The 23,460-nt window shown below is 43.6% G+C and carries 18 protein-coding genes; 10 read left to right on the top strand and 8 right to left on the bottom strand.

Features of this window, described 5'->3' with window-relative positions; all coding sequences use genetic code 11:
• Positions 1-46: 46 nt before the first annotated feature.
• Positions 47-1,423, bottom strand: coding sequence for a DHA2 family efflux MFS transporter permease subunit (locus tag AAEY72_RS01425; protein ID WP_502945339.1), 1,377 nt, complete (start codon positions 1,421-1,423; stop codon positions 47-49).
• A gap of 387 nt (positions 1,424-1,810) precedes the next feature.
• On the opposite strand from AAEY72_RS01425, the gene yghU reads away from it, so the two are divergent.
• The 4 genes from yghU to AAEY72_RS01405 all read left to right on the top strand — a co-directional run bounded on the left by yghU (position 1,811) and on the right by AAEY72_RS01405 (position 7,938).
• Positions 1,811-2,665 (top strand): glutathione-dependent disulfide-bond oxidoreductase, encoded by an 855-nt coding sequence (yghU, locus tag AAEY72_RS01420; protein ID WP_352309183.1) that lies wholly within the window; start codon positions 1,811-1,813, stop codon positions 2,663-2,665.
• Positions 2,666-3,074: 409 nt separating this feature from the next.
• Positions 3,075-4,160, top strand: coding sequence for a DUF1176 domain-containing protein (locus tag AAEY72_RS01415; RefSeq protein ID WP_352309182.1), 1,086 nt, complete (start codon positions 3,075-3,077; stop codon positions 4,158-4,160).
• A 607-nt stretch (positions 4,161-4,767) separates the two neighbouring features.
• Positions 4,768-6,426: a DEAD/DEAH box helicase CsdA gene (csdA, locus tag AAEY72_RS01410; protein WP_352309180.1), complete on the top strand. Its 1,659-nt coding sequence runs from the start codon at positions 4,768-4,770 to the stop codon at positions 6,424-6,426.
• 267 nt (positions 6,427-6,693) lie between these two features.
• The gene (locus AAEY72_RS01405) at positions 6,694-7,938 is read left to right on the top strand and encodes a DUF819 family protein (RefSeq protein ID WP_352309179.1); all 1,245 of its coding nucleotides are present in this window, start codon (positions 6,694-6,696) and stop codon (positions 7,936-7,938) included.
• A gap of 121 nt (positions 7,939-8,059) precedes the next feature.
• Here the strand turns inward: AAEY72_RS01405 and AAEY72_RS01400 are convergent, their stop codons facing one another.
• The 3 genes from AAEY72_RS01400 to AAEY72_RS16650 all read right to left on the bottom strand — a co-directional run bounded on the left by AAEY72_RS01400 (position 8,060) and on the right by AAEY72_RS16650 (position 12,164).
• Entirely contained in the window at positions 8,060-8,800 is a 741-nt protein-coding gene (locus AAEY72_RS01400) for a proteasome-type protease (RefSeq protein WP_352309178.1), read from the bottom strand.
• A gap of 34 nt (positions 8,801-8,834) precedes the next feature.
• Entirely contained in the window at positions 8,835-9,620 is a 786-nt protein-coding gene (locus tag AAEY72_RS01395) for a transglutaminase family protein (protein WP_201590650.1), read from the bottom strand.
• Between the two features lie 168 nt (positions 9,621-9,788).
• Positions 9,789-12,164, bottom strand: a complete 2,376-nt coding sequence (locus AAEY72_RS16650; protein ID WP_502945338.1) for a circularly permuted type 2 ATP-grasp protein — start codon at positions 12,162-12,164, stop codon at positions 9,789-9,791.
• Between the two features lie 230 nt (positions 12,165-12,394).
• Here AAEY72_RS16650 and AAEY72_RS01385 point away from each other — a divergent pair, with 230 nt between their 5' ends.
• Positions 12,395-13,033: a GDSL-type esterase/lipase family protein gene (locus tag AAEY72_RS01385; RefSeq protein WP_352309177.1), complete on the top strand. Its 639-nt coding sequence runs from the start codon at positions 12,395-12,397 to the stop codon at positions 13,031-13,033.
• 135 nt (positions 13,034-13,168) lie between these two features.
• Here AAEY72_RS01385 and AAEY72_RS01380 read toward each other — a convergent pair whose 3' ends face one another.
• Positions 13,169-14,293, bottom strand: a complete 1,125-nt coding sequence (locus AAEY72_RS01380) for a DUF2855 family protein (RefSeq protein WP_352309176.1) — start codon at positions 14,291-14,293, stop codon at positions 13,169-13,171.
• 38 nt (positions 14,294-14,331) lie between these two features.
• Entirely contained in the window at positions 14,332-15,771 is a 1,440-nt protein-coding gene (locus AAEY72_RS01375; protein WP_352309175.1) for an NAD(P)-binding protein, read from the bottom strand.
• 117 nt (positions 15,772-15,888) lie between these two features.
• On the opposite strand from AAEY72_RS01375, the gene AAEY72_RS01370 reads away from it, so the two are divergent.
• The 4 genes from AAEY72_RS01370 to AAEY72_RS01355 all read left to right on the top strand — a co-directional run bounded on the left by AAEY72_RS01370 (position 15,889) and on the right by AAEY72_RS01355 (position 20,738).
• Positions 15,889-16,482, top strand: coding sequence for a TetR/AcrR family transcriptional regulator (locus tag AAEY72_RS01370; protein WP_352309174.1), 594 nt, complete (start codon positions 15,889-15,891; stop codon positions 16,480-16,482).
• 199 nt (positions 16,483-16,681) lie between these two features.
• Positions 16,682-18,736 (top strand): autotransporter domain-containing protein, encoded by a 2,055-nt coding sequence (locus AAEY72_RS01365; protein WP_352309173.1) that lies wholly within the window; start codon positions 16,682-16,684, stop codon positions 18,734-18,736.
• Between the two features lie 191 nt (positions 18,737-18,927).
• Complete coding sequence (locus AAEY72_RS01360) at positions 18,928-19,671, top strand: M90 family metallopeptidase (RefSeq protein ID WP_189581987.1); 744 nt, start codon at positions 18,928-18,930, stop codon at positions 19,669-19,671.
• 71 nt (positions 19,672-19,742) lie between these two features.
• Positions 19,743-20,738 (top strand): virulence RhuM family protein/type II toxin-antitoxin system death-on-curing family toxin, encoded by a 996-nt coding sequence (locus AAEY72_RS01355; protein ID WP_352309172.1) that lies wholly within the window; start codon positions 19,743-19,745, stop codon positions 20,736-20,738.
• Positions 20,739-20,883: 145 nt separating this feature from the next.
• Here the strand turns inward: AAEY72_RS01355 and AAEY72_RS01350 are convergent, their stop codons facing one another.
• Entirely contained in the window at positions 20,884-21,555 is a 672-nt protein-coding gene (locus tag AAEY72_RS01350) for a hypothetical protein (protein WP_352309171.1), read from the bottom strand.
• A 202-nt stretch (positions 21,556-21,757) separates the two neighbouring features.
• On the opposite strand from AAEY72_RS01350, the gene AAEY72_RS01345 reads away from it, so the two are divergent.
• On the top strand, positions 21,758-22,255 hold the full coding sequence (locus AAEY72_RS01345) for a hypothetical protein (RefSeq protein ID WP_352309170.1): 498 nt from the start codon (positions 21,758-21,760) through the stop codon (positions 22,253-22,255).
• A 253-nt stretch (positions 22,256-22,508) separates the two neighbouring features.
• Here AAEY72_RS01345 and AAEY72_RS01340 read toward each other — a convergent pair whose 3' ends face one another.
• On the bottom strand, positions 22,509-23,447 hold the full coding sequence (locus tag AAEY72_RS01340; RefSeq protein ID WP_352309169.1) for a response regulator: 939 nt from the start codon (positions 23,445-23,447) through the stop codon (positions 22,509-22,511).
• Positions 23,448-23,460: the final 13 nt, after the last annotated feature.

Raw genomic sequence — 23,460 nt, 5'->3', positions numbered from 1 at the left:
GTGTTTATAGCATCATTTGTCTTCAGTTTTTAGATGAGGACACGCCCTAATACAGACCGCGGCCATCTTCAGGTTTAAGACGTAAGAAATACAGTCCTGAGAGAATCGTTAGTATTCCCAATATCCAATACGTCGTCTGAAACGCAGCCAAGGTATCAAGCTCAAACCGCTCTCGTAATAGATTCAGTAGCGCAGCCCCAAAGGCAATACCAAAGCTAATCGCGAGCTGCTGATTAACGGCCATCAAGCTGTTACCGCTACTGGTTTGTACGCCTTCCAAATCACCAATGGTAATGGTGTTCATCGCGCTAAACTGCATAGAGTTACAAGCACCCATCACGGTCAATATAGGGATGAACCAAAGCCACTGTGAGGCATCATTAAACTGCGCCAACATAATGATGAGCGTACCCATAAAAAATGTATTGTAGACCAATACCGTGCGATAGCTATAACGCTGAATAATTTTACTCACCCAAGGCTTGATACCAATCGCCCCAACCGCGATAGGTGCCAGTAGCCAACCCGCCTGCGACGGTGAGTATTCAAACACCACTTGTAATAGTAACGGTAGTAGAAACGGCACGGCACTAATGCCTAAGCGCGTAAATAAGTTACCCGTAATCCCAATCTTAAAGGTACGAATATCAAATAGGGTCAAGGGGAATAGCGGCGCTTGACGGCGTTTGGCATGCCAGATATAAGCACCTATCAGCAGGCTTGCACCCAAACCACAGAACAATCCATAAAGCTCTCGCCCTGCCTGTGAGCCAAACTCTACCGCCAGCGTAAACCCACAAGCTGCAGTGGCAAACAATAAAAACCCTGTCCAATCTAAATGCTTAGTATCTTCAAATAAAGCCGGTACCAGTTTTTTGCCCATAATAAAACCAAAAATACCCATCGGTATATTGATCAAAAATATCCACTGCCAGCTGGCATATTGCACGATATAACCGCCGAGTACTGGTCCTACCAAGGGTGCTACCAATGCTGGAATAACCGCAAAGTTCATCACGGTCAATAGCTTATTGCGAGGATATGACTTGACCAATATCAACCTAGCAACAGGTGTCATCATCGCACCGCCAATGCCTTGTATCACACGTGAACCAATTAAAAAGTCTAGGGTTGGTGAAGCTGCGCACAGCAATGAACCAATACAGAAGACGATAATCGCGGATAAAAACACCCGACGTGTGCCATATTTGTCCGCTAAAAACCCACTGATTGGAATAAAAACAGCCAAGGTTAACGCATAGCTAATCACAGCCCATTGCATCTTAAGTGGTGACTCACCCAGTGCTTGTGCCATTTGTGGTAGCGAGGTATTCAAAATAGTGGCGTCTAAAATTTGCATGAACAGCGCCACTGCCAGCACATAGGGTAGGTATTTATTTTGTGTGGAGGTTAGCGTTACCATACTGACATCACCATATCTTAAGGCTAAGGTATTCAAAGAGCGTGCTCGTGAGCGACTGCCTTTATCTCTAAAGACCGTTAAATTGTGCGTAGTATAGAAACAATGGCAGAGTAGTTAAAGGTGAGCAAAGTAACCAAAGGACTTTTTATCTTAAAAACCACTACATTAATTACACGACAGGACTTTAATAGGTCGAGAGATAGCCGTTATAGTAGAGCACACATTCAGTCAGTCTCGTATAAATTGGATACATGAATTAAATAATTCGTTAGGTTCGCTCAGTCTACTGCTTATAGTGTTTTCGCCTGCTTTTTTATCCAAATTATCTTGAACGGGCTATTTTTAGTAAAATTATATTTTGTGACACAATAACAAATAGGATCTCTGATGAGTAATGATAACAATCAATCAACGACCAATAATAATGTAAAAGAAGCGACTTATACGCCACCTAAGGTATGGATACAAGATAAAAAAAGTGGCGGTAAATTCTCTAGTATCAACCGGCCAACGGCTGGCGCGCGTCATGAGAAAGAGCTGCCAGTAGGCGAGGCACCATTACAGCTATATTCACTAAATACGCCAAATGGTGTCAAGGTTAACATCTTATTAGAAGAGCTGGCCGAGCTTGGTGTGGAAGGCGCCGAATATGACGCCTATAAAATTGACATCTCAGAAGGCGATCAATTTGGTTCGGGCTTTGTGGCGATAAATCCTAACTCAAAGATTCCAGCCTTGGTCGATCATTCTGCCGATACCGCTGGCGAGCCTATTGCGCTTTTTGAGTCCGGTGCCATCTTAATATACTTGGCAGAAAAATTTGGTCAGTTCATACCTGTAGCCGCTGGTAAAGCGAGAGCAGACTGTCTGTCTTGGTTGATGTGGCAAATGGGTAGTGCGCCTTTCTTAGGCGGTGGTTTTGGTCATTTCTATGCTTATGCGCCGGAGCCGATGGAATATCCCATCAATCGCTATGCCATGGAGACCAAGCGCCAGCTCGACGTACTCGATAAACACCTAAAAGACAGTGCATACATGTGCGGCAATGACGAGGCAGATTATAATATTGCGGATATCATTATTTGGGCATGGTATGGACAATTGGTTTTGGGTAAGCTTTATGAAGCCGCTGAATTCTTACAGGTCGACGATTATAAAAATGTACAGCGCTGGGCGAAGCAAATTGCTGAACGTCCTGCGGTAAAACGGGCAGTCAATCTGTCACTAAAACCAATGGCTTAAGTAATTCAGCATCATAGGTCTTCATTAGAAAAATAAAAATAATGAGACTGTCAAACAAGGCTGGTAGGCAATTTGCTTGTCAGCCTTGTTTTTTAACATATTGATAGTGCTATATTTATGTATCGATATATTAAATTAGCAGTGTACTTGTATATTTACATAATGGTACATTAGTACAACAGATAGAAACATTGATACGTTAAGATAACAGGTCGCCGTCTTAAAGGGCGTGTGTTTATAATTCTTCTATTGATGAGTCATTATTATGAAGAAGCATAAAGTTCTAATTGCACCATTATTGTTAACTGACCACAATGCCAGTTGCTATATCAATATTCATAAAAAATTTAATGCAAAAAATATGACTCATTCTGCAAATAAAGCTAAAACAACAAAAATAAGCCTATTCATGTCAAAAAATAAAATTTTATTACCCATACTGACGGCACTGACTATCACATCATTTAGCTCTATGAGCCACGCTCATGCTGCCGCCGTTGAATTTACCAACCAAGATTGGCAGGTTGCTTGTGATAATACCCGTACTTGCCGGCTGGCAGGATACCAAGCAGAAAACAATAGCCAGTTGCCCGTCTCGGTATTGCTGGTGCGCCGTGCAGGGGCCAATGCCACCGTAGACGGTCAGGTTAAGTTTGGCGGTGCGAAAGAAAGCTCTGCGAAAGCCTTGATGCAACTGGGTAATCGCCATCGCATTTCTTTGGTTATCGACGGCAAAGACTTGGGTGAAACCAAACCTTTCTCCGCAGCAGCAGGCAATGCGGAGCTGACCTCGTCACAGGTGACCGCACTGCTAGATGCCTTGACTAAATCAAGCAAAATCGAGCTGGTACTACGTAACTCACGTTGGCAGTTGTCTGATAAAGGAGCTAGCGCTGTCATGCTCAAGGCAGATGAGGCACAGGGCCGCCTAGGCACATCGAGTGCCTTTATCCGTAGCGATGATGCTAAAAAGCCCAATAGTAGTGTCTTGCCACCTAAGCCTGCACCGTCGCTCCGTTTTGTAGCACCCAACCCTGCTGCTATATCTAGCAGCAACAAAAAATTTGTGATGAAATCCTCGCAGTTGTCAGCAATGATGAAAACTACCATGCGAGATGCCGATAGTGACTGCCCAAATTTGTTCGATGAAACCTCATGGCGTGTCAGCCGTTTGAACAATACGCAGTTATTAGCACAACACGGATGCTGGGTAGGGGCTTATAATGCAGGCATGGGCGTTTGGGTGATAAATGACAGTAAACCCTATAAGCCGACCTTGGTTACCACCAATGCAACCGATTACGACAAAGGCAAAATCACCTCGGTACAAAAAGGTCGCGGGATAGGTGACTGCTTATCCAAAGTCGACTGGATATGGACAGGTAAAGCTTTTGAAAAAAGTCATGAAAGCACTACGGGGCTGTGCCGTATGGTTGAAGCAGGCGGGGCATGGCAAATGCCAACCTATGTGACTGAAGTAAAAATGCCACGCTAGAACATTCGACGTTCATTTTAATGACCAATCATCTATTTAAAGGCTAAGGCATGTCTTCATTAAATAAATGATTGTTTATTAAGAAGATAGCGCTTATTTTAATAGTAAATGGAAAAATAGATACAGATAGTGTTTGTACTGTGCTATACTGCGTCGCCACGTTAGCATTGACTAGCGTGAATTATGAGATTGATAACATCGCCTGCGATTTTGGGTCTAGGATGACCATAAGTAATTGTTGCCGATGATTTTGTGTACTTAAATAACCTTTTAAAAAATATCAGTTATTTTTGACTCATATCTTATCTACTGGCCCATAAATAATACGGTCTAGATTGGTTGTTGTTTGCCTTTATCTGCTTTGGACAAAGCATTGATAATGCGCTGATATCAGGCAAGGATAAGACACTCGGCACTACCACCAAAATACGTCAGACAGCACGAACGCATTTATTGAAGAAGTAGAGCTTTATTAGCTTGGCTTCTGATTATCGACATTTTCATATTGCTCGATAATCTCTCAATAAAAGCAGCGTGGTGAACGGTTATCAGTGGTATGCATCAAGTTTGCTGAATTTACAGCAACTTATACTTACCAAGGATTCTCATGACTGACATCTTATCTGCAATCGCCGCTGAAAATGGCATTATCGAAGACAACACTCAAAACACAACTACTAATGAAGCAGCTTCTACTGACGCTTCTGACGAAAATCAAGTTACTTTTACTGACCTCGGTATTGCCAAGCCAATTCTTACCGCGCTTGATCGCAGTGGTTACACCAACCCAACGCCTATTCAAGCACAAGCTATTCCTTTTGCTCTAGCGGGTCGTGACCTTCTTCTATCAGCGCAAACCGGTAGTGGTAAAACGGCAGCTTTCGTTATCCCTGTACTTGATCGTTTAAGCCGCGCCACTAGCTTTGACAAACTAACCAAAGCACTTATCCTAACGCCAACGCGTGAACTTGCTCAGCAAGTACATGACAGCGTGCGTACATACTCTAAAGATATGCGCGGTTTGTTCTGTGTGCCATTAGTAGGCGGCGCACCGTACAACGGTCAGATTACTGCTTTGAAAAAAGGTGTACAAGTTATCGTTGCGACCCCTGGTCGTTTACTTGACCATATCAATGCCGGTCGCGTTGACTTGTCAAACCTAGAAGTATTAGTACTTGATGAAGCTGACCGTATGCTGGACATGGGTTTTGCTGATGACATCAGTGATATCCTACGTGCCGCACCAACGGATCGCCAAACTATCATGTGTTCTGCAACTTGGGATGGCCCAGTAGGTAAAATCGCTGCCAGCTTCACTAAGAACCCTGAGCGTGTATCAATCAAAGTAGAATCTGCACACATCGAAGAAAAAGTGTACTACTGTGATGATTTCGATCACAAAAACCGTTTACTTGACAAAATCGTTTGCCAGCAAGATATGGAACAGATCATTATCTTTGCTGCTACCAAACGTAGCACTGAAAAACTAGCAAAACAGTTACAAGAAGCTGGTCATAAAGCAAGCTTCCTACATGGTGACTTGCCACAAAGCAAGCGTAACCGTATCGTTCAAGACTTGCGTAATGGTAAAGTTAAAATCCTAGTAGCGACTGACGTTGCTGCTCGTGGTCTAGACATCCCAGCAATCTCGCACGTTATCAACTATGATCTTCCACGCCAAACTGAAGATTACGTCCATCGTATCGGTCGTTGTGGCCGTGCTGGTCGTACTGGTATCGCTATCAGCTTATGTAGCATGGATGATCGTCCACAGCTTAACGCCATCAACCGTTATTTAGATCGCAAAATGGAAGTATGTATCATCGAAGGCATGGAGCCTAAGAAAACTTACGTACCTAGCGAAAACAAAGGTAATGGTCGTGGCCGTGGTCGTGGTCGCTCTAACGGTGGTGGTAATGGTCAAGGCCGTGGTCGTTCAAGCGGTGGCTATCAAGGTAATCCTGCTAATGCTCGTGGTCGTTCAAGCGACAGCTCATCAACTGGTCAACGCGCTAGCAATGACAGCGGTTATCAAGGTAAGCCACGTGACACGTCAGGCAAACCAAATGAGCGTTCAGGTGGCAAGCCTTATCAAGGCAAGCGCACTGGTGGCCCTAGCCGCGGTGATAGCACTGGCGTTCCACGTGGTGAGCGCGCTGCAACGGGTCGCGGTCGTCCAAGCGGCAGCCAAGGTCGTCCAGCTGGTCGTTCTGACAGCCGTGGCCAAGGTCGTCCAAACGGCGGCAACCGTGGTAACAACTCGTAATAACGCTATCGTTAACGGTTAATAATGATTTGAATAAAATCACTTAGTTTAACCGTATAACCTAGCATTGAAAAGCCAGATACTTGTTATCTGGCTTTTTTATGTCTGCTAACTTTATCTTTGTCCGCCTTAATACTCTTCGAGCATAATTCATAGGATTAACTTAGCTAACAGAGTAAAAATGCCTTTCTACTCGATAGTGGCTTGCACGTTTTTTTTGCCTTCTCTATACTGACAAGCTTTTATCGTGCGCACTGGAGCCATTGGATGCCCGACATTTCTAATTTAGCCATTGATAGTTTGCCATTGGCCTTTGGCATCATTATGGCCATTATCGGCTTGGTGTTTTATACACAAAGTCTACCCGGTAGGTTTTGGCGACGGTTTTATGCGGTACTACCAGGTATTGTGTTGTGCTGCTTTATACCAGCCACTCTGAATAGCTTGGGTGTGTTTGCTGATGGTGTTGGTTCGCAGATTTATGGTTTTACTGCGACTTATTTACTGCCAGCAAGTTTGCTGTTGATGACCTTATCGATGGATGTGCCCAAGATATTGGGCTTAGGTTGGAAAGCGATCGCCATGTTCTTCGCTGCGAGTATCGCCATCGTCATCAGCGGTCCGATCAGTTTAGGGATTGCTAAATGGATATCACCTGCGATGTTCACAGATGACACATTGTGGCGTGGATTTTCTGCCGTGGCGGGCAGTTGGATCGGCGGTGCAGCCAACCAAGCCGCGATGAAGGAGCTATTCGGGGTCAGTGATGATTTGTTTGGTATGATGATTTTGGTTGATGCTACCAATGCCTCATTATGGTTATTGGCTATTCTGGTGATGGCAAAACACAGTGACAAGATAGACCGTTTTCTACGCGCGGATACCAGCAGTATCGATAAAGTGATTAAAGCGGTTGAAAGCTACGAGCGTGATCATACACGTCCAGCGACTTTAAATGATTTGATGGTGATGTTTGGCTTATGCTTTGCGATGGTTGGGGTGGCACATTTCATAGGTGGTCAGATTGCAGAGTTTTTTGCACCTTATAGCTGGGCAGTACAATACAGCTTTGCCAGCTCGTTCTTTTGGATGGTGGTGATTATCACTTTAATAGGAGTGGTTTTTTCCTTCACCAAAATACGTCGCCTTGATCATGTGGGTGCCTCCAAAATCGGGACCGTATTTATCTTTGTATTAATTGCGGCTATTGGTATGCAAATCAACCTAGCAGGTATTGTCTCGCAGTGGCGACTACTACTCATTGGTCTATTGTGGATGAGTATTCACGTCGTTATCATCTTTGCGGTCGCTAGAGTCATTCGTGCGCCATTTTTCTTTTTGGCGGTTGGCTCTAACGCAAATACTGGCGGTGCGTCATCGGCACCGATTGTCGCAACGGCCTTTCATCCATCGTTAGCACCAGTTGGCGTGTTTTTAGGTATTTTGGGTTATGCAGTGGGCACGTTTGGTGGTTATATCAGTACGCAGCTAATGCGATTGGTGGTGACATAACCTTATAATTTGAAAAAATGGTTATAAAAAAAGCAGCATAAGATCGATCTTATGCTGCTTTTTCTACGTCTGTCGGTTGATCCGTACCATTCATTTAAAACAGTTTTTGCCCTTCATATACCTATCCCCAATAACCATCAGGACATTTAGGCAGTTCCACCAAAATACGACGTAGCTCCTCTGACCATTGATGGCGAATGCTGTTGAAATACTCATCATTCTCATCAATACGTCGGCCAGTGGGCATGGTCAGGCTGTCATTGTCATACAGTATAAAGTCAATTGGCATGCCCACTGACAAGTTGGATTGAATGGTTGAGTCGAATGATAGCATCAACGCGCGGGCTGCATGTCTTACGTCTGTATTGTAGCTGACAGAACGATCTAGAATGGGTTTGCCATATTTGCTTTCACCCAACTGAAAAAACGGTGTGTCTTCAGTGGCTTTGATACAATTTCCTGCAGGATAAATCATGTACAACTCAGGCTTCTGGCCTTTTATTTGACCACCCAGCATAAAAGAGCTGGTAAAGGCGCCATCGACACTAGAATTAGCGACTTTTTTTGCATGATTCATCTTTTCACGCATGCATTCACCAACCATTTGCGCGGCATCAAATAAAGTCGGGACCGTATTGAGATTACTCTCAAGACGCTGGTCAATATCGTTTTGCAGCTTGTTAAACACCGCCTGCGATGTCGCTAAGCTGCCAGCTGTCTGTAATACGATAAAGCGCTCGCCCTCAACGCCATATTGATAGAGTTTTCTAAAGGTTGAGATATGATCAACCCCAGCATTGGTACGTGTGTCGCTAGCAAAAACCATCCCTTCTTTCAGACGTATAGCGGCACAATAAGTCATAACTGATCCTTAGTAGAATAGGCTTAAAAATAGCCTATGATAATCTCGAAACCAATACTTGACTGTAAAGGTTTTCATAACCGCCGCCCATTCTAACACCGCGGACAGGAGCTGTATCTAAATAGTCTCGACCAATGGCGACGTAGACATGAGAGCTTGGTTGAAACAGCTGATTTGAGATATCAAAGGTGTACCAGTAACCGTCCAGCCATACTTCTGCCCAGGCATGACTGGCCATATGGTTTTCGGTATCGTCGTATAGATAGCCTGACACATAACGGGCTGGAATATGCTGATCCCGTAAGCAGCCTAAAAACACATGGGTGTGATCTTGGCAAACGCCAGCGCCTGTCGCAAAAGACTCAGTCGCTGTCGTACCTACATGAGTCACATCTTTCACAAACGGCATCTTCATGATGAGGGCATTGGCCATCGATTTTAGGCTGTCATGGGTGGGGTTTTTTAGATAGGGCGCTGAAAACTCACGCATCTCTTGTGAGCATTTGGTCAATGGTGTTTGTACCGTAAACAGTAGGTAGGGAACATGATCCATATCCGCTACACGCTTGGTCTCTGTATCAATCTCGACGATACCTGACGCTTGCATTTGCAGGTTGTTATGCGCCTCGTTACGGCTGAGGGTAAGCCAGTCATTTCCAAAGCCATCCTTTTGATTGGTCGCCACTTTAGGCAGCATGACCTCCCATTTGTGAATAATTTGGTGCGGCATCTGCATTGGAGTCATGCGTATATACTGGACACTGCGCTGTGCAAGCTCGCCGTAATAATAGTTGGTTTGATGGCTGATTTGAAGTTTCATGATAGCTTCCTATTTTTCTGTTTATTTCATATGTATGGTCAATCCCATATAAATCGGATATGGCGTCAGGCTTGCTTAGTTTACTATTGGTAGTACTGTTACTCGCCTTGCTATTATCCAAATTATCTTGAATCGACTGTATCATTAGCGCCTGTAATCATCTTGCGACTAGACACCTTGACGCAAGATGATATTAAACTCTTTGCTAATCAGCTGAAAATCACTAAATTTCTTCGATCTAATCATCTGATTGGCCAGACGTGTCAGCTCACGCCAGCGCGTGTTTTCAGGCAGCTCATTGATCCAGTACTTAAACTCAAGACTGACTTCTATTGAGTCCTCTTCCAGTAGCACAGCCCGCTCTAGCTGCTCAAAATGACGCCCTAATTGCCAGAAGCAGGTCACCGTTGGATGCTCTTGTTTCATAGCTGCGTTACATGCATGTAGCTGCAAGGTTGCAGCCCGATAAGTACCAGCACTTGAAAGCCGCTTAATCAAATTATATAACTCAGCCGTGTCTTTACCAATGACGCCTTTGGCCTCTTGCACATTGTCATCTATCGATTGAACGATGTTCGGTATGATATTTCGTTCCAGATCAGACAGCATCTGCGCTTTCATGGTCTTAAACGATTCATCCGCATCCGCGTCAAAACCTAAATGGCTGATTAAGTGCTTCAGCTGTGATTTTTTAAGATCGTCTTTGACCAGTTGCTTCATGACATTATCATAGTAATACAGGCGCTCGCTGTATCGTCCTAGCCATATGAGATGACTGGCAGTGGAGAGTAGCAAGATCATTGGTGCGTCATCTAGCATCTCATAGCCTGCTTCTTTAGGCTGCACACGATCATAATAGTTGGCGTGATCTGAGTTGTTGGCATCTAAAGGCACAGGCGTGTATTTGCCAGCTTGACCATTACCGTTTGGTTTTTTTGTTTCAGATTGTAGGTGACTGTCATCGACGACCCAAGTGTCCTTAATACCGCCACCTTGTGATGAGTTGACGACTAATGAGCCCTCAACCATGGCCACACGAGTCAAGCCACCCGGTACGATATCGACTGTGCCATCGCCGTGACTGAGGATAAAGGGACGCAGATCAATGTGACGCGGCGCAATGCCATCGCTGACAGCAGTGGGGTTGGTCGATAACGAAATAGTCGGCTGGGCAATAAATCCAGCTGGGTTTTCAAGTAGGCGCAGGCGATACTCTTCGATCTCCTTTTTGGTAGAAGTCGGCCCAATAAGCATGCCGTAACCACCTGAGCCTTGGGTTTCTTTTACGACTAGCTTGTCTAAATTATCAAGCACGTATTTGAGCTCATCAGGCTTGCGGCATTGATAGGTTTCTATATTAGGCAGAATCGGCTCTTCGTTTAGATAGAATTTAATCATGTCTGGTACAAAAGGATATAGGCTCTTATCATCAGCCACACCTGTACCTGGTGCATTTACGATAACGACATTACCAGCGCGATAGGCGCTCATTAGCCCTGAGACGCCCAATATCGAGTCAGATTGAAAAGCGAGCGGATCAATATAGGGGTCATCAATGCGTCGGTAGATCACATCGATTTGTACCTTGCCACGAATACCTTGCATATAGACCTTACTGTCCTCAACTACCAAATCATAACCATGTACGAGTGGCACATTCATCTCATGTGCTAAGAACGCATGCTCATAATAGGCACTGTTAAAGCGGCCAGGTGTCAAGATGACAACTTGTGGATCATATTTGGATGTTGAGCTGGCAAGACAGGCTTTGAGGCGGTCGGGATAATCACTGATGCCCATAATAGAGGTGTCAGCAAACATATCAGACAATAATGTCTCTGATATTTTACGGCTCTCAAGCATATAGGAGACACCAGACGGAGTACGCAAATTGTCCTCTAATACACAGAACTTGCCAGACTCGTCACGGATCAAGTCGATACCACTGATATGCGAGTAGATGGGTTTGTCAAGCTCAATACCCATCATCCAAGGCTCATAACAGCCGCTGGCATAGACATAACTGGCAGGTACAATATCGGCCTTCATAATGGCTTGGTCATGATAGATATCGTGCAAGAATGCATTGAGTGCGGTGATGCGCTGTTTACAACCGGCTTCTATCAGACGCCACTCGCTTGCAGCAATAATACGGGGGATAATATCAAACGGTATCATTCGCTCGATGTTTTTGGCATCGCTATAGACAGTAAAGGTGACGCCTTTACGGTAAAAGATGTTTTCGGCTTGTTCGTTTAGATAGTTAAGGGCATCCATGTTGATGTTATCAAGCCAGTTGCCAACGGTTTGTGCCACTGGGCGATACTTACCCTTACTTATTTGCAGTTCATCGAAACTTTTTGCTTTTTTCTCAGGTTTTTCTAAAGCCTCTTTTCCTTCTAAGGTATCTTTGACCGTCGTTGAAACAGGACTTTTGGTATTGGGCGCTTTGGTGGATTGACTCTGACTTTGGGTTTGATTGCCAGCGCTTTCTTTGTCTTGAGTGTTATCGCTAGACTGACTTTGAGATGCTGTTTTATTCATAAATACCTCACGTATCCTTGGTAAAGTTACACTTTATGATGAATACACTGTCTATGCTAAGCCGCGTAGCACTTGTATTGCGCCCAACAGGTAATCTATCTCCTGTATTAACTATACAACGTATACTGATTGATATACAACAGAAGTTAAATAATGGATTTTGGGTAGCCTCAAATTATTAACGCAAATAAATTTAGCTCAATTGGTGAGAATGTAGGAGTGGAACAGATATGAATATAGGTGGTAGATTTTTAGCACTAGCAAGCATGGGACTTGCCGCAGCTGTTGGCGTGACAGGCTGTGGTAATGAGCCGATGCAAACGGCTTTACCTGCAGGAAGTACAGTGGTCGCACTTGGTGACTCACTGACCTATGGATATGGAGCAAATACTGAAACAGCGTATCCCATGGTACTGGCAGAGCTAAGCAAATGGAGGGTCATTAATGCGGGTGTCAATGGTGATACTTCTGCAGATGTATTGACTCGAGTGAATGAGATCACTGAGCAAAACCCTGATTTGGTCTTATTGGGTGTGGGTGGTAATGATGTATTGCAGCGTATTGCACCTGATACGATGCGTGCCAATATTACCGAAACGATTAATCAGTTTAAATCCGCTGACATTTCAGTGGTACTGATGGCACAGCCTTATTTTAGTACCAGTGCCTTGTTTGGCAAGGCTAGTGACAACCCTATTTATGAAGACGTTGCAGAAGCAGCAGGAATACCATTATATTCTTATGGCTGGTCGACTGTGCTGTCGGATGATGATTTAAAATCAGACCGCATACATGCCAATGCTGCATGCTATAGACAGTTCGCTGAAGGATTACATGGTTATTTAAAAGACGAAGGGTGGATGTATTAAGCGGCGAATCTCAACCTTAAAAATCGTGAGTAGAGCGTATGTGTTTGGCATCAAGAACATAATACGGAAAAAGCAGAGCGCTTATTGACTAAGCACTCTGCTTTTTTATTATTAATGATGAATAAATGATAAATTTTATAGTCCGGCCTCTATAGCCCAGTCATTGTATTGATTGTCACCCATGACTACCACCAAACCTTCATCAGCGGCTACTTTGCCTGCGCAAATGTCTTGATAGACTTCCAATAAACCATTGACTCCGTCAAGCTCTTGAATTTTTAGCCATGCATTGGTTTTTGCGGTGCTATTCATGATATAGCGCATAGAGCGTTTATTAAACTCTTCTGCACCCCATTCTTTCATGCATTGCTGTACATGACTGGGTGCAAAAAACTGCTGGCTACGTTCTTGAATAATACCGTCTACATGGCGTGGCTCGTCCCAATGCGTGAGACCGACATTGCTGGTGTAGTGCATGTTATCGCCTAAGTGTGTATGTAGACGACTAAGCACATCAGTGTTGGCCGACATATCGACAATGACCGTAGGTTTGGTCGCATCAATCTGCTCAAGCGTGTCGTAGCTCAATACGTTGTCATAGGCGTCGATTGAATTGACGAAATCTATATGACGGTTTGAAGTAAGGCCGATAACGTGCGGTGCGTCTTTATCATCAGCTAGGCCATATGCTAAGCCTGTACTGGTCTTACTAGAGGCACTGATAATCACGACTTGTTCAGCGCCAAACCAGTCATTACTCTTTAATAAGTCATGCAAGCAAAATGAGGTCAAGTGCAATACGAACAACAGCATGCGCTGATTGTCATTGGCACGGTCATAGCCTCGTTCATGATTGACGCGCTGATAGATATTGTAGCCAGGCGGCAGCTCGGCACGATGGGCACTGCCATCGAGTAAGTTGGTTTGGGTGACTCGCTTAGGAGTGATAACCAATTCGCTGGCAGGCGGGAAGTAACCGAATAAGCGCTCACCGATAGGTAGTGCATCGCTATTTGATTCGATGACATCGGCAAAGCCCCATACAGGAATAATGCCCCATTTTTCAGGCTCGTCACCATTTGGCGGAAAAAACTGCCAATAGCGTAATTGGTCGCCCATGACTGCATAAGTAATGTTGTTGGCAGTAAAAGCAAAGCGATCAACTTTGACGCGTACTTCGCCATCGCCGAGGGTATGTACAGGTGTGTCTTGCAGGCGAGCTTGGATTAGGTTTGCTTTGTTGGTTTGAAATTCTTGCATGGACATTTCCTTTTTTGTTTTACTTTATAGGTATCAGATTAAGCGTTGGCAGCCTTAGCTTGACGTGCTGCCGTAATTTGCATGACTTCACCCATGAGCTTTGGCATGTTTGCAGCGGCTTTTGGTCCTGCTTCTTTTAAACGCTTAAGGATGGCTAACTCTTCAGGTGGCGTGTCTTCGCTGGCTCGTACCAATTTGGTGAAGCCATCTAAGCGATTGTTGATCATCCATTCACGTAGCGCAGGCTCTTTTGACCAACGCATCTGGTTTTGCATTTGTTTAACGAGCCCAACCAAAAAGTCTGTATCATGATTTGGGATTGGCACCACTTGGCATAACTCATTTTTGACAGTTTCGTCATCGTAATTGGCCTCAATGTGAGCGATGAACGCGGCACTGAATACAGGCTGATAGGTACGCACGGTTTGTACCACTACGGTCTTACCTTTAAATACATCGTACGTCTCTGTCACTGGTACCGCCCGTGCGGAGCAGTCGATATGCATGGTGTTGGGAGTGGTAGCAATGCTGTCATCACCGAAATAAATCTTGTCAGTCTCTAAACGGGTCACGCGTCCTTTACGCACAATGTTTTTAACATGACGTAACTGCTTAAGCTCTTCACTACTAATGGTGGCGCCATGAAACATTTGCGGGCGTACATTTGGATCAATACGCATTAATACGCCGCCTTTTTCTAAACGGTCAAAAAGGTCTTCGATATTTTCAGCATCAGCAATCGCTTCTGCCTGAGTAGCCTGTGCTCCAATAGTATGGGTGAAAAAATCACGAGAGAGTTGGGTATTTTTACGATCAATTAGCCAAGCGTCTCTGGGCATAATCCACGTGATATGGTCTGGGTTGATATGATTTTCTAGTAGCCATAAAACCGCATCGATACCTGTTTTACCACCACCGATAATGACATAGCCATTATGTGATGTGGTTAGACTCGGTAAGTCGTTTAACGGGCCAAATTTAACACCATCAGCAATTTCAAAGTTTGGGGTATGGGTCGCTGGCACCGAGGTTTTAAAATAAGTACCGTCAATGATTTTTTTGTTGACCTTGACCTCATAACTGGTGTCAGACAGTAGGGATGAAAACTTACCATCGCCTTTGTATTCACACATCGGGAAATACTTCACACGGCCACTTGGTAAAAACGTGTGCCTCATAACTTTATCAAAGTACGCCATGACTTCTGCGCCTGATGCCAACTCAGACAAGCCTTTGTTTAAACCAATCTTGTCAATCATACCGCCGCAAAGTTCGCGCGAGCTAACGCCGTAAAAAGACGATGGCTGATGCAGTGTGACAAACGAATAGGCATCGTTCCAATGACCACCTGGCTTATGGTGTTTATCAACGATAATAATATTGGCATCTGTCTCTGTAAGTAGTACATCGGCAAAAGCCATGCCCACCGCGCCACTGCCAATAATTAGATAATCCGTTTCTAGGTGTTGAGTATTCATAGCATCCTTACTCTTAAGTTGAATTTATCCATATAAATCTTGTATAACTGTTTGTGCATAACAGTGTTATATACTAAAATAACACTGTTATAATTGTCAAGACCTAGTGAGAATCTAATGGATGCCAGAACCAAAATACTAAACGCAGCATCGGAGCTTTTCTTAGAAGGAGGCGGGGATGCCTTAAGCGTGCGTGGTATCTCTAAACGCGCAGGTCTGTCTACTATCGGAATATACAGTCACTTCCAAGGTAAGCAAGGCATACTAGACGCGATATATATTGAGGGATTCAATCTAGTACGCGAAGCCATGGATGTTATTCCGGAAGGTAAAGCAAGCAAAGCGCAAGTGCTAGAGGCGTGCCTAGGGTACCTGAATGTCGGAGAGAAGTATGAGGCGCATTATCGACTGATTTTTGGGGAGTCTGATGCAGGCTATCAGCCCTCTGAAGAAGCTATTGCGGCAAGAGATAGCGCGTTTTCAAAATTGGTTCGAGTGGCGGGTTCTTATTTACCAGAAGATGCCAGTATGATGGAGCGTCGACAAATAGCGCTAGATATTTGGGCAATTGTGCACGGATACGTGAGTATTAGTCACCATATGGTGTTTACCCATGATATAGATTTAGATTGGAAGACGATGGCTCTGCGAGTGGTAGAAGTACAGCTTGATGCCGTTGACATAACTAAAGCTAAAGTAAAGCCCTTCTAAAAACGATCGTAATTAGCAGTATAGATATCAAACAGCAATCAATAAATACTCATAATAAGCAGGCAAATGGCATTTCAATCAATCGCTGCTTTATTAAAAATAAATAAATAAGTAAACATGGATTTTTTGTCTTGTAAACCATATTTTTTTAGGTTACTTTTTAACATTGATTACATTTCTTTGACCAAGGAGAGGCCGTTTGAATACTATCTTATCCCCGCTTACCGTTTCAGTCGTTGCGGCTCTAGCAATGCTAACAGGCTCGCAAACATTTGCAGATGCTCAGTACGGTACTTATGGTGAAGAAACGGCATTAACGCTTGCCCGCGATTATGCTGGCAGGTATACAGGATCTGATAAAGAAGTCCAAGCTGCTGACTATATGCAGCAGCGTATGACCATCGATGGCAGTAATAACCAAGTCAATCGCCAAACTTTCGATTTCGTAGCGCCTCGTGGTTTATTCAGAGGTGAGACGTTAACGAGCAATAACGTTGTCGTGACTCAAAAAGGCAGTGCTGATACCAACAGAACGCTGTTTGTCGGTGCACATTATGATTCTGCCGTCGCCTATCCAAATTATGAGAATTTAGAGGCGTTGGATGATAACGCTTCTGGATCTGGCGTTTTGACTGAGTTGACCAGAAACCTGACTGGCATTGAGACGGAGCATGACATTCAGTTTGTGGCATTTGGTGCAGAGGAGGGTGGTCTCAATGGTTCAAAGGCGTTTGTTGATCAGCTCACGGACGCAGAAAAAACGACCGCACTGGGTATGATTAACCTAGACAGTCTGATTACAGGCGACAAAATGTATGCCAACGCAGGGCGAAATGCTTATGATAATAACGGCAATGAAGTGGCTGCCAATGTGAGCTTGCGTGAAAATGCGCTGCGTATTGCTAAAGAGCTTGGTATTACAGTGGAGGTCAATCCAGCCATTATTGCACCAGGTAATACAGAACCATACGAGCCTTATGGCGTTGGCTGCTGTAGTGATCAGGAGTCTTTTGATAGTGTCATGCAGGTCGTAGGATTTGAGGCAACTAACTGGAGCCTCGGGCCTGACTATGATGGTTATACACAAACTGAAAACCCAGACATTCCAGGTGGCTATACGTGGCATAACCCTGCATTAGACAATGAGGAAGTGCTTACTGCTGCTTTTGGCGCAGAACGACTATCACAAAGAATGCGCGACTACTCTCGTATCATCAGTAGATTGATTGTCGAGCAAACGAATGCCGATATCATCGCCTCAACCAAAAGCGCTATCACTCTGCAAAACACGATGGGCGCCGCATTAAAAATTAATGCTACCGACTCACATTCAGCTGTGCTCGAACGTGCCAATGCTTTGGCGCTACAGGCAATGGATAACACCAATCCAATGGATTATGAGTCGCGTGCTCAGGTTTGGGTAGATGGCTCTCAAAGCTATGTGGACGCTGATAATGCACAAGAAGGCACTCGTGCCAATATTGGTCTATATGGCGAGTACGTTATACAACCTAGCTGGCGTGTTGGCGTAGGTGTGCAAGCGGCCAATCAAAACAATAAAAGCGTAGAAAACGGTATTAAAAAAGATACGAGTTATGGTGTTCAAGCCTATTCATTGCTGGGCGGCAAAGACACAGCTTGGTGGAATACTACTTCTTTAAGTCTGTCTAAGCATGACTTGGACGTTAATAGAACCGTCAGGCTGGATGGTAATGATGGTATCAATATTATCAACAATAGCGAACGTGGTAATTCTGATGCCGATGTGTTTAGCGCACACAATGAGCTTGGCTACAACTTTCTTATGCAAAAAAATGTCGCCCATGGTGCCTTTTTGGGTCTCAATTACAGTGATACAGACATAGAGGGTTATACCAGTGGCAATGGTAATTCTCGCACTGCGCTCAAGATTGATGACACCTCTAGCGAGGCATGGGATTCAGAGTTTGGTTACCAGTTACAGTATGGTTTTAATTTGATGGGCACGCCTGCCAAGCTTCAAGGCAAAGTCGCTTATGTGCATGTGATCGAAGATGGTCTAATAGATAATTTATCGACCACGTCTTTAGCTGACGGCCGGACAAGAGAGGTTAGTATCACTGAAGCAGATAAAGACGACGATTATGGACGTTTTGAGCTGAGTGTGAGTAACAAGGTTCATAAAAACGTTTATGCATATCTGAATGGCGACACCACCTTTGCACGTGACGATAAAGACAGCTCAGTACAACTAGGCTTGCAATATCAGTTTTAAATCTCAATGTATGAATGTCATAATTTGTGAATATAAACCTGCGCTGCTCAATAATTGATTTATGAGCAGCGTTTTTTTCTTATATATTTCAATATACCAATTATAATGGCGTATTATTGGTTACCGCTATAATATTCAGAGGTGGTAATAAAAAATGTGTTCCAAATATTATAAGAATAGGGGTGACGTGTATGTTTGGCATTATAAAAGACTGGCGTGAACAGCGTATATTGGACAACAGCGAGTTTACCCATGCCGATTGGGTACAAGCGGCTGAGCGTATTGTGATACTAGATAGATTAAACAATGACGAGATGACACATCTGTTTGAGCTGGCAACTTTGTTTTTGGCTGATAAATCCATTACTGGTGCGCAAGGGTTTGAAATCACCAATGCTGTTAGGCAGTCTATTGCGCTGCAAGCCTGTTTGCCTATCTTAAACCTAAGCCTTGAATGGTACGCTGGCTGGTCATCTGTCATTATCTATCCAGGTTCATACAAAAGCGACAGCACTACTGTAGATGAATTTGGTATTGTCCACGAAGGCAGTCAGCACCGTAGCGGGGAAGCATGGCAGCGAGGTCCTGTTATCTTGTCATGGAAAGATGCCAAACATTCAGGCGAACGTGATGGTCATAATGTCGTGATTCATGAGTTTGTGCACAAACTCGATATGATGAATGGCCGCGCCAACGGTTTTCCACCGATGCAACCTGATATGGATCCTGCGCGCTGGACTGAGATTATGGCGCGAGATTTTGAGGACTTTCAAACCCATCGCAAGTCAGGGCTAGATCGCTATGGAACGACCAATCCTGCTGAGTTTTTTGCGGTTCTGAGTGAGGTGTTTTTTGAGACACCGCAAAAGCTAGTGGACGCATATCCAGATATTTATGAGATTATGGTGAAATTCTTTAAGCAAACACCACTATGAAGAAAGAGTACAGAACCTAAAGCCTTCAATACGGGCTAATCAATTGAAGGCTTTAGGATTGGGAAGCTGAGATGATTAACGCTATAAATGACGACATGTCAACAGTAGAGATCTATGAAAGCGCTGATGGAAAGGCGCAAGTAGATGTGCGTTTTGAGCAAGAGACAGTCTGGTTGTCACAAGCCCAAATGACCGAGTTATTTGGTCGTGATCAATCAGTGGTTTCTCGTCATATTGCCAATGCCATAAAAGATGAAGAAATCGATGAAAAAAGCAATATGCAAAAAATGCATATTGCAAATTCAGACCGTCCAGTGACTTTTTATGACCTAGATGTGGTTATATCAGTTGGTTATCGCATCAAATCTCCTCAAGGTGTGCAATTTAGGCGTTGGGCAACACAGCGCTTACGTGAATACTTGGTACAAGGCTATACGCTCAATCAACAGCGCTTCGATAAAAACTCTACTGAATTGCAACAAGCGCTAAAATTAATCAAAAAAACCGCCCAAAGTCCCGAGCTTAACACCGACGAAGGACGCGGACTGGTTGAGATTATAAGCCGCTATACGCAGACATTTTTATGGTTACAGCGCTATGATGAAGGTCTACTTGATAATCCTACAGGACAAGATGGTGGTGTCTTACCCAGTACGACTGAGGCGATGGCAGCGCTGACGAACTTGAAAGCGCAGCTGATAGATAGGGGTGAGGCGACTGAGTTATTTGCTAAACCTCGTGGTGATGGTTTGGATAGTGTATTGGGTAATTTGCAACAAACTGTCTTTGGTGAGCCTGCGTACCCAACTATCGAGAGTAAAGCGGCACATCTACTGTACTTTATGGTAAAAAACCATCCTTTTACTGATGGTAATAAACGCAGCGGCGCTTTTTTATTCGTGGATTTTTTACACCGTAATCACCGACTGCTGAATGATAAAGGTGATATGGTCATCAATAATACTGGGCTTGCGGCATTAACATTATTGGTCGCTGAATCTGACCCCAATCAAAAAGAGACTTTGATTAAGCTGATTATGAATATGTTGTCGTTAGAGGGCCAATAAACAGGATTATTGTCAACAATCCTGTAGCATAAGTTGCAACACATATCTTTATATTTGAATATAACCCTGATGATAAACCAAGTAGAGTAGTCTGCTATTCTAAACGCGCCCTATAAAAGTGGTCAGTTAATCGTTTTCATATAGTCTAAACTGTCCACTGGTCATTAATGACAGCCACGAGATAAGGCTTACCTTGATACTCCTCAAACACCAAACGCATCGCACGCCAATCCATACCGCTATATTTTTCACTGCCATTACTGTAAAACTCAACAAAGTCAGAATTTTGATATATTTTGTTTAAGTTGTTAATACTGTTGCCCATCGCTTTACTACTATTAATACCAATTTCTGCGTTCTGATCAAATGCATTAGCAGCGACCCAATTGCTCAAATAGTCAGGTAGCGGCGTGATCAATGAATCACCCGTGCCGTCTTTTTCACCCCACGTAAAGCGAATATTGGACTGTTGTAGATACTGTGCATACTGCCCGCGACTAAAGACTTTATCAGACTCAGGGCGCACATAAGCATACATCGAGAACCGGACGCCACGTGTGGGATGAATATCATTGGTGATACTGGCATAGTCGCCATTAGCCAGTGCGTGCTGAATGCGCAATGATTGCTGTTTGAGCGTTTGCTGACTGCTATCAGCATTGCTAGGCATTGATGAGCTACTGGTTGGTTGAGACACAATGGCTTCGCTGGACTCAGAAGTAGACTGGCAGCCAGTCGCGGTCAAAGTAAGCAATAAAAGGCTACTAGAGGCCAATGTCGCAGATTTTTTCTTAAAAAAAACAGGTAATATCGTCATAAAATCATCCTTAACACGATTATCAGAGATAAAAAATCACTCAAAATTGTCATGAGAACAAATAAAAAAGTATCATAAGAGCGCTATGAAATGGTTCTTTTGGTAAGTAAACCTGAATGATACGATAATACAGCAGAGTCCAAATATGGGTATGATGTAATAGGTTGTAACACTTATAGAATAAAAGCTTGTAGAGAACATCATGCCAACATATAAATCACTCATATTTCTGCTGACCATAGGACTGATGCCTGTCGGTAGCGCTACAGCAGATGTGACAAAATCAGATCAGAAACAATCTGTTATGGCTGCTATGAAGATTGCGACCATCACACAGATGTATCAACAAGACATAGACGAGCAAGGCATGAGTAATCCTGTGATGCTACAGCAATATGCAAATGCTGACTTACAAGCAGCCATGCAACTTGAACAAGATTATTTTGATAAAAATCAAACGTCCTGCAATATCGATTATGATGTGCTGTGGGATTCTCAAGATCCTGATTATACGCAAGACAAAAAGTTTTCGATGACTGAGCAAGGTTTGGTTCAGGTTAGCTTGGCGCAAGGTAGCGATATTTATTATGAGTTATCATGTGATGCTAATGATAAGCGTGCTGGTTGCCAAGTCGCAGATGTAAGTTTAAATGACGATGGCAAAACTTTACGCAGATATTTGCAGGAAACGTGTCGTTAATAGTTGAACTTGATACCAGAAATATCTGAGCTAAGACAGTATTTAAGTATAAGATACTTACCTTTTAAGACCATTGGTTTGTTTTCGCATAATGTATATTATGTTAAATAGACAGTACCCAATGACAAGTTCATGAGATTATAATTATAATGTATCGATTGAAGCTGGTATCGATAAAAACGCCTCTCATACAAATATAAGGCGATGATTTTTCAAACCATGAATAGAGAATGTTTAGCATGCCCTATTCTTTCTATCTACTAATGCGCCAACCTCTGAATTTGGCAAAGAAACCTTTCAATCTTTCAGAAAAGTTAAAAGCCTCTGACTCCGGCACTTCTTCGACATGATGGCGCGCTGCCAGTATCGGCTGCTGCACCAATCTTTCGTGATGATCAAAAGCACGATCAAGACTGATACTCATGATAGATAAATTAGTTGGCCTTGGTAGACAGCGATACACCTGACCCTTGTTAATTAAATCAATGACCATATGAGCGTCTTTGAACTCCGTCAGCATCAGAACCATCAGATCTGGCTGGATATTTTTTAAGGCATAAACGATGGGTGTAATATTTTCTTTATTGAGCGTCGAATCCGTAATAGTGACGCCAAAGCGTTTTTTTTGTAATAGCTTCGCGGCCTGTTCAAGGTTACTGGCCCAGCTCACGGTATAAGCGCTCTTAAAATGACTTTTTATTTGTTGATAGACGCTCTCATCGTCATCTAATACCAATATATTGCGATTGCTAACAGTGCTACTATCAGGATGGTTTTGAGTCGCATCCTTTTCCGTAGTATTTTGCGTGATTTCTTGGGTTTTCTGAGCAATTTCTGTGGCTTTATTAACGATTTTTTTGAGTTCATCATTTTGCCATGGCTTAGTGATATAGCGATAAATTTCGCCCTCATTCACAGAATCCATCACGGCATTTAGATCCGCATAACCGGTTAACAAGATACGAATAGTATTTGGCGAAGCCGCTTTAATGTCACTTAATACTTCCGTACCTTGCTTATCTGGCATGCGTTGGTCGCTGATGACCACTTGTACCTCATTCTGGCTGACATACTCCATCAGCTCAGTAGCATCGGTTGTAATAAATACGTCATGTGACTGGCGAAAATGCATTTTTAAGCTGCGCAGGATACGCGGCTCGTCATCGATAAAAGCGATTTTTGGTTTTTGCATGACGCTCTCTTTA

It is taken from the genome of Psychrobacter sp. W2-37-MNA-CIBAN-0211 (assembly GCF_040309405.1).
GTDB lineage: Bacteria > Pseudomonadota > Gammaproteobacteria > Pseudomonadales > Moraxellaceae > Psychrobacter > Psychrobacter glaciei.
This window is presented reverse-complemented; position numbering and strand designations above follow the sequence as displayed.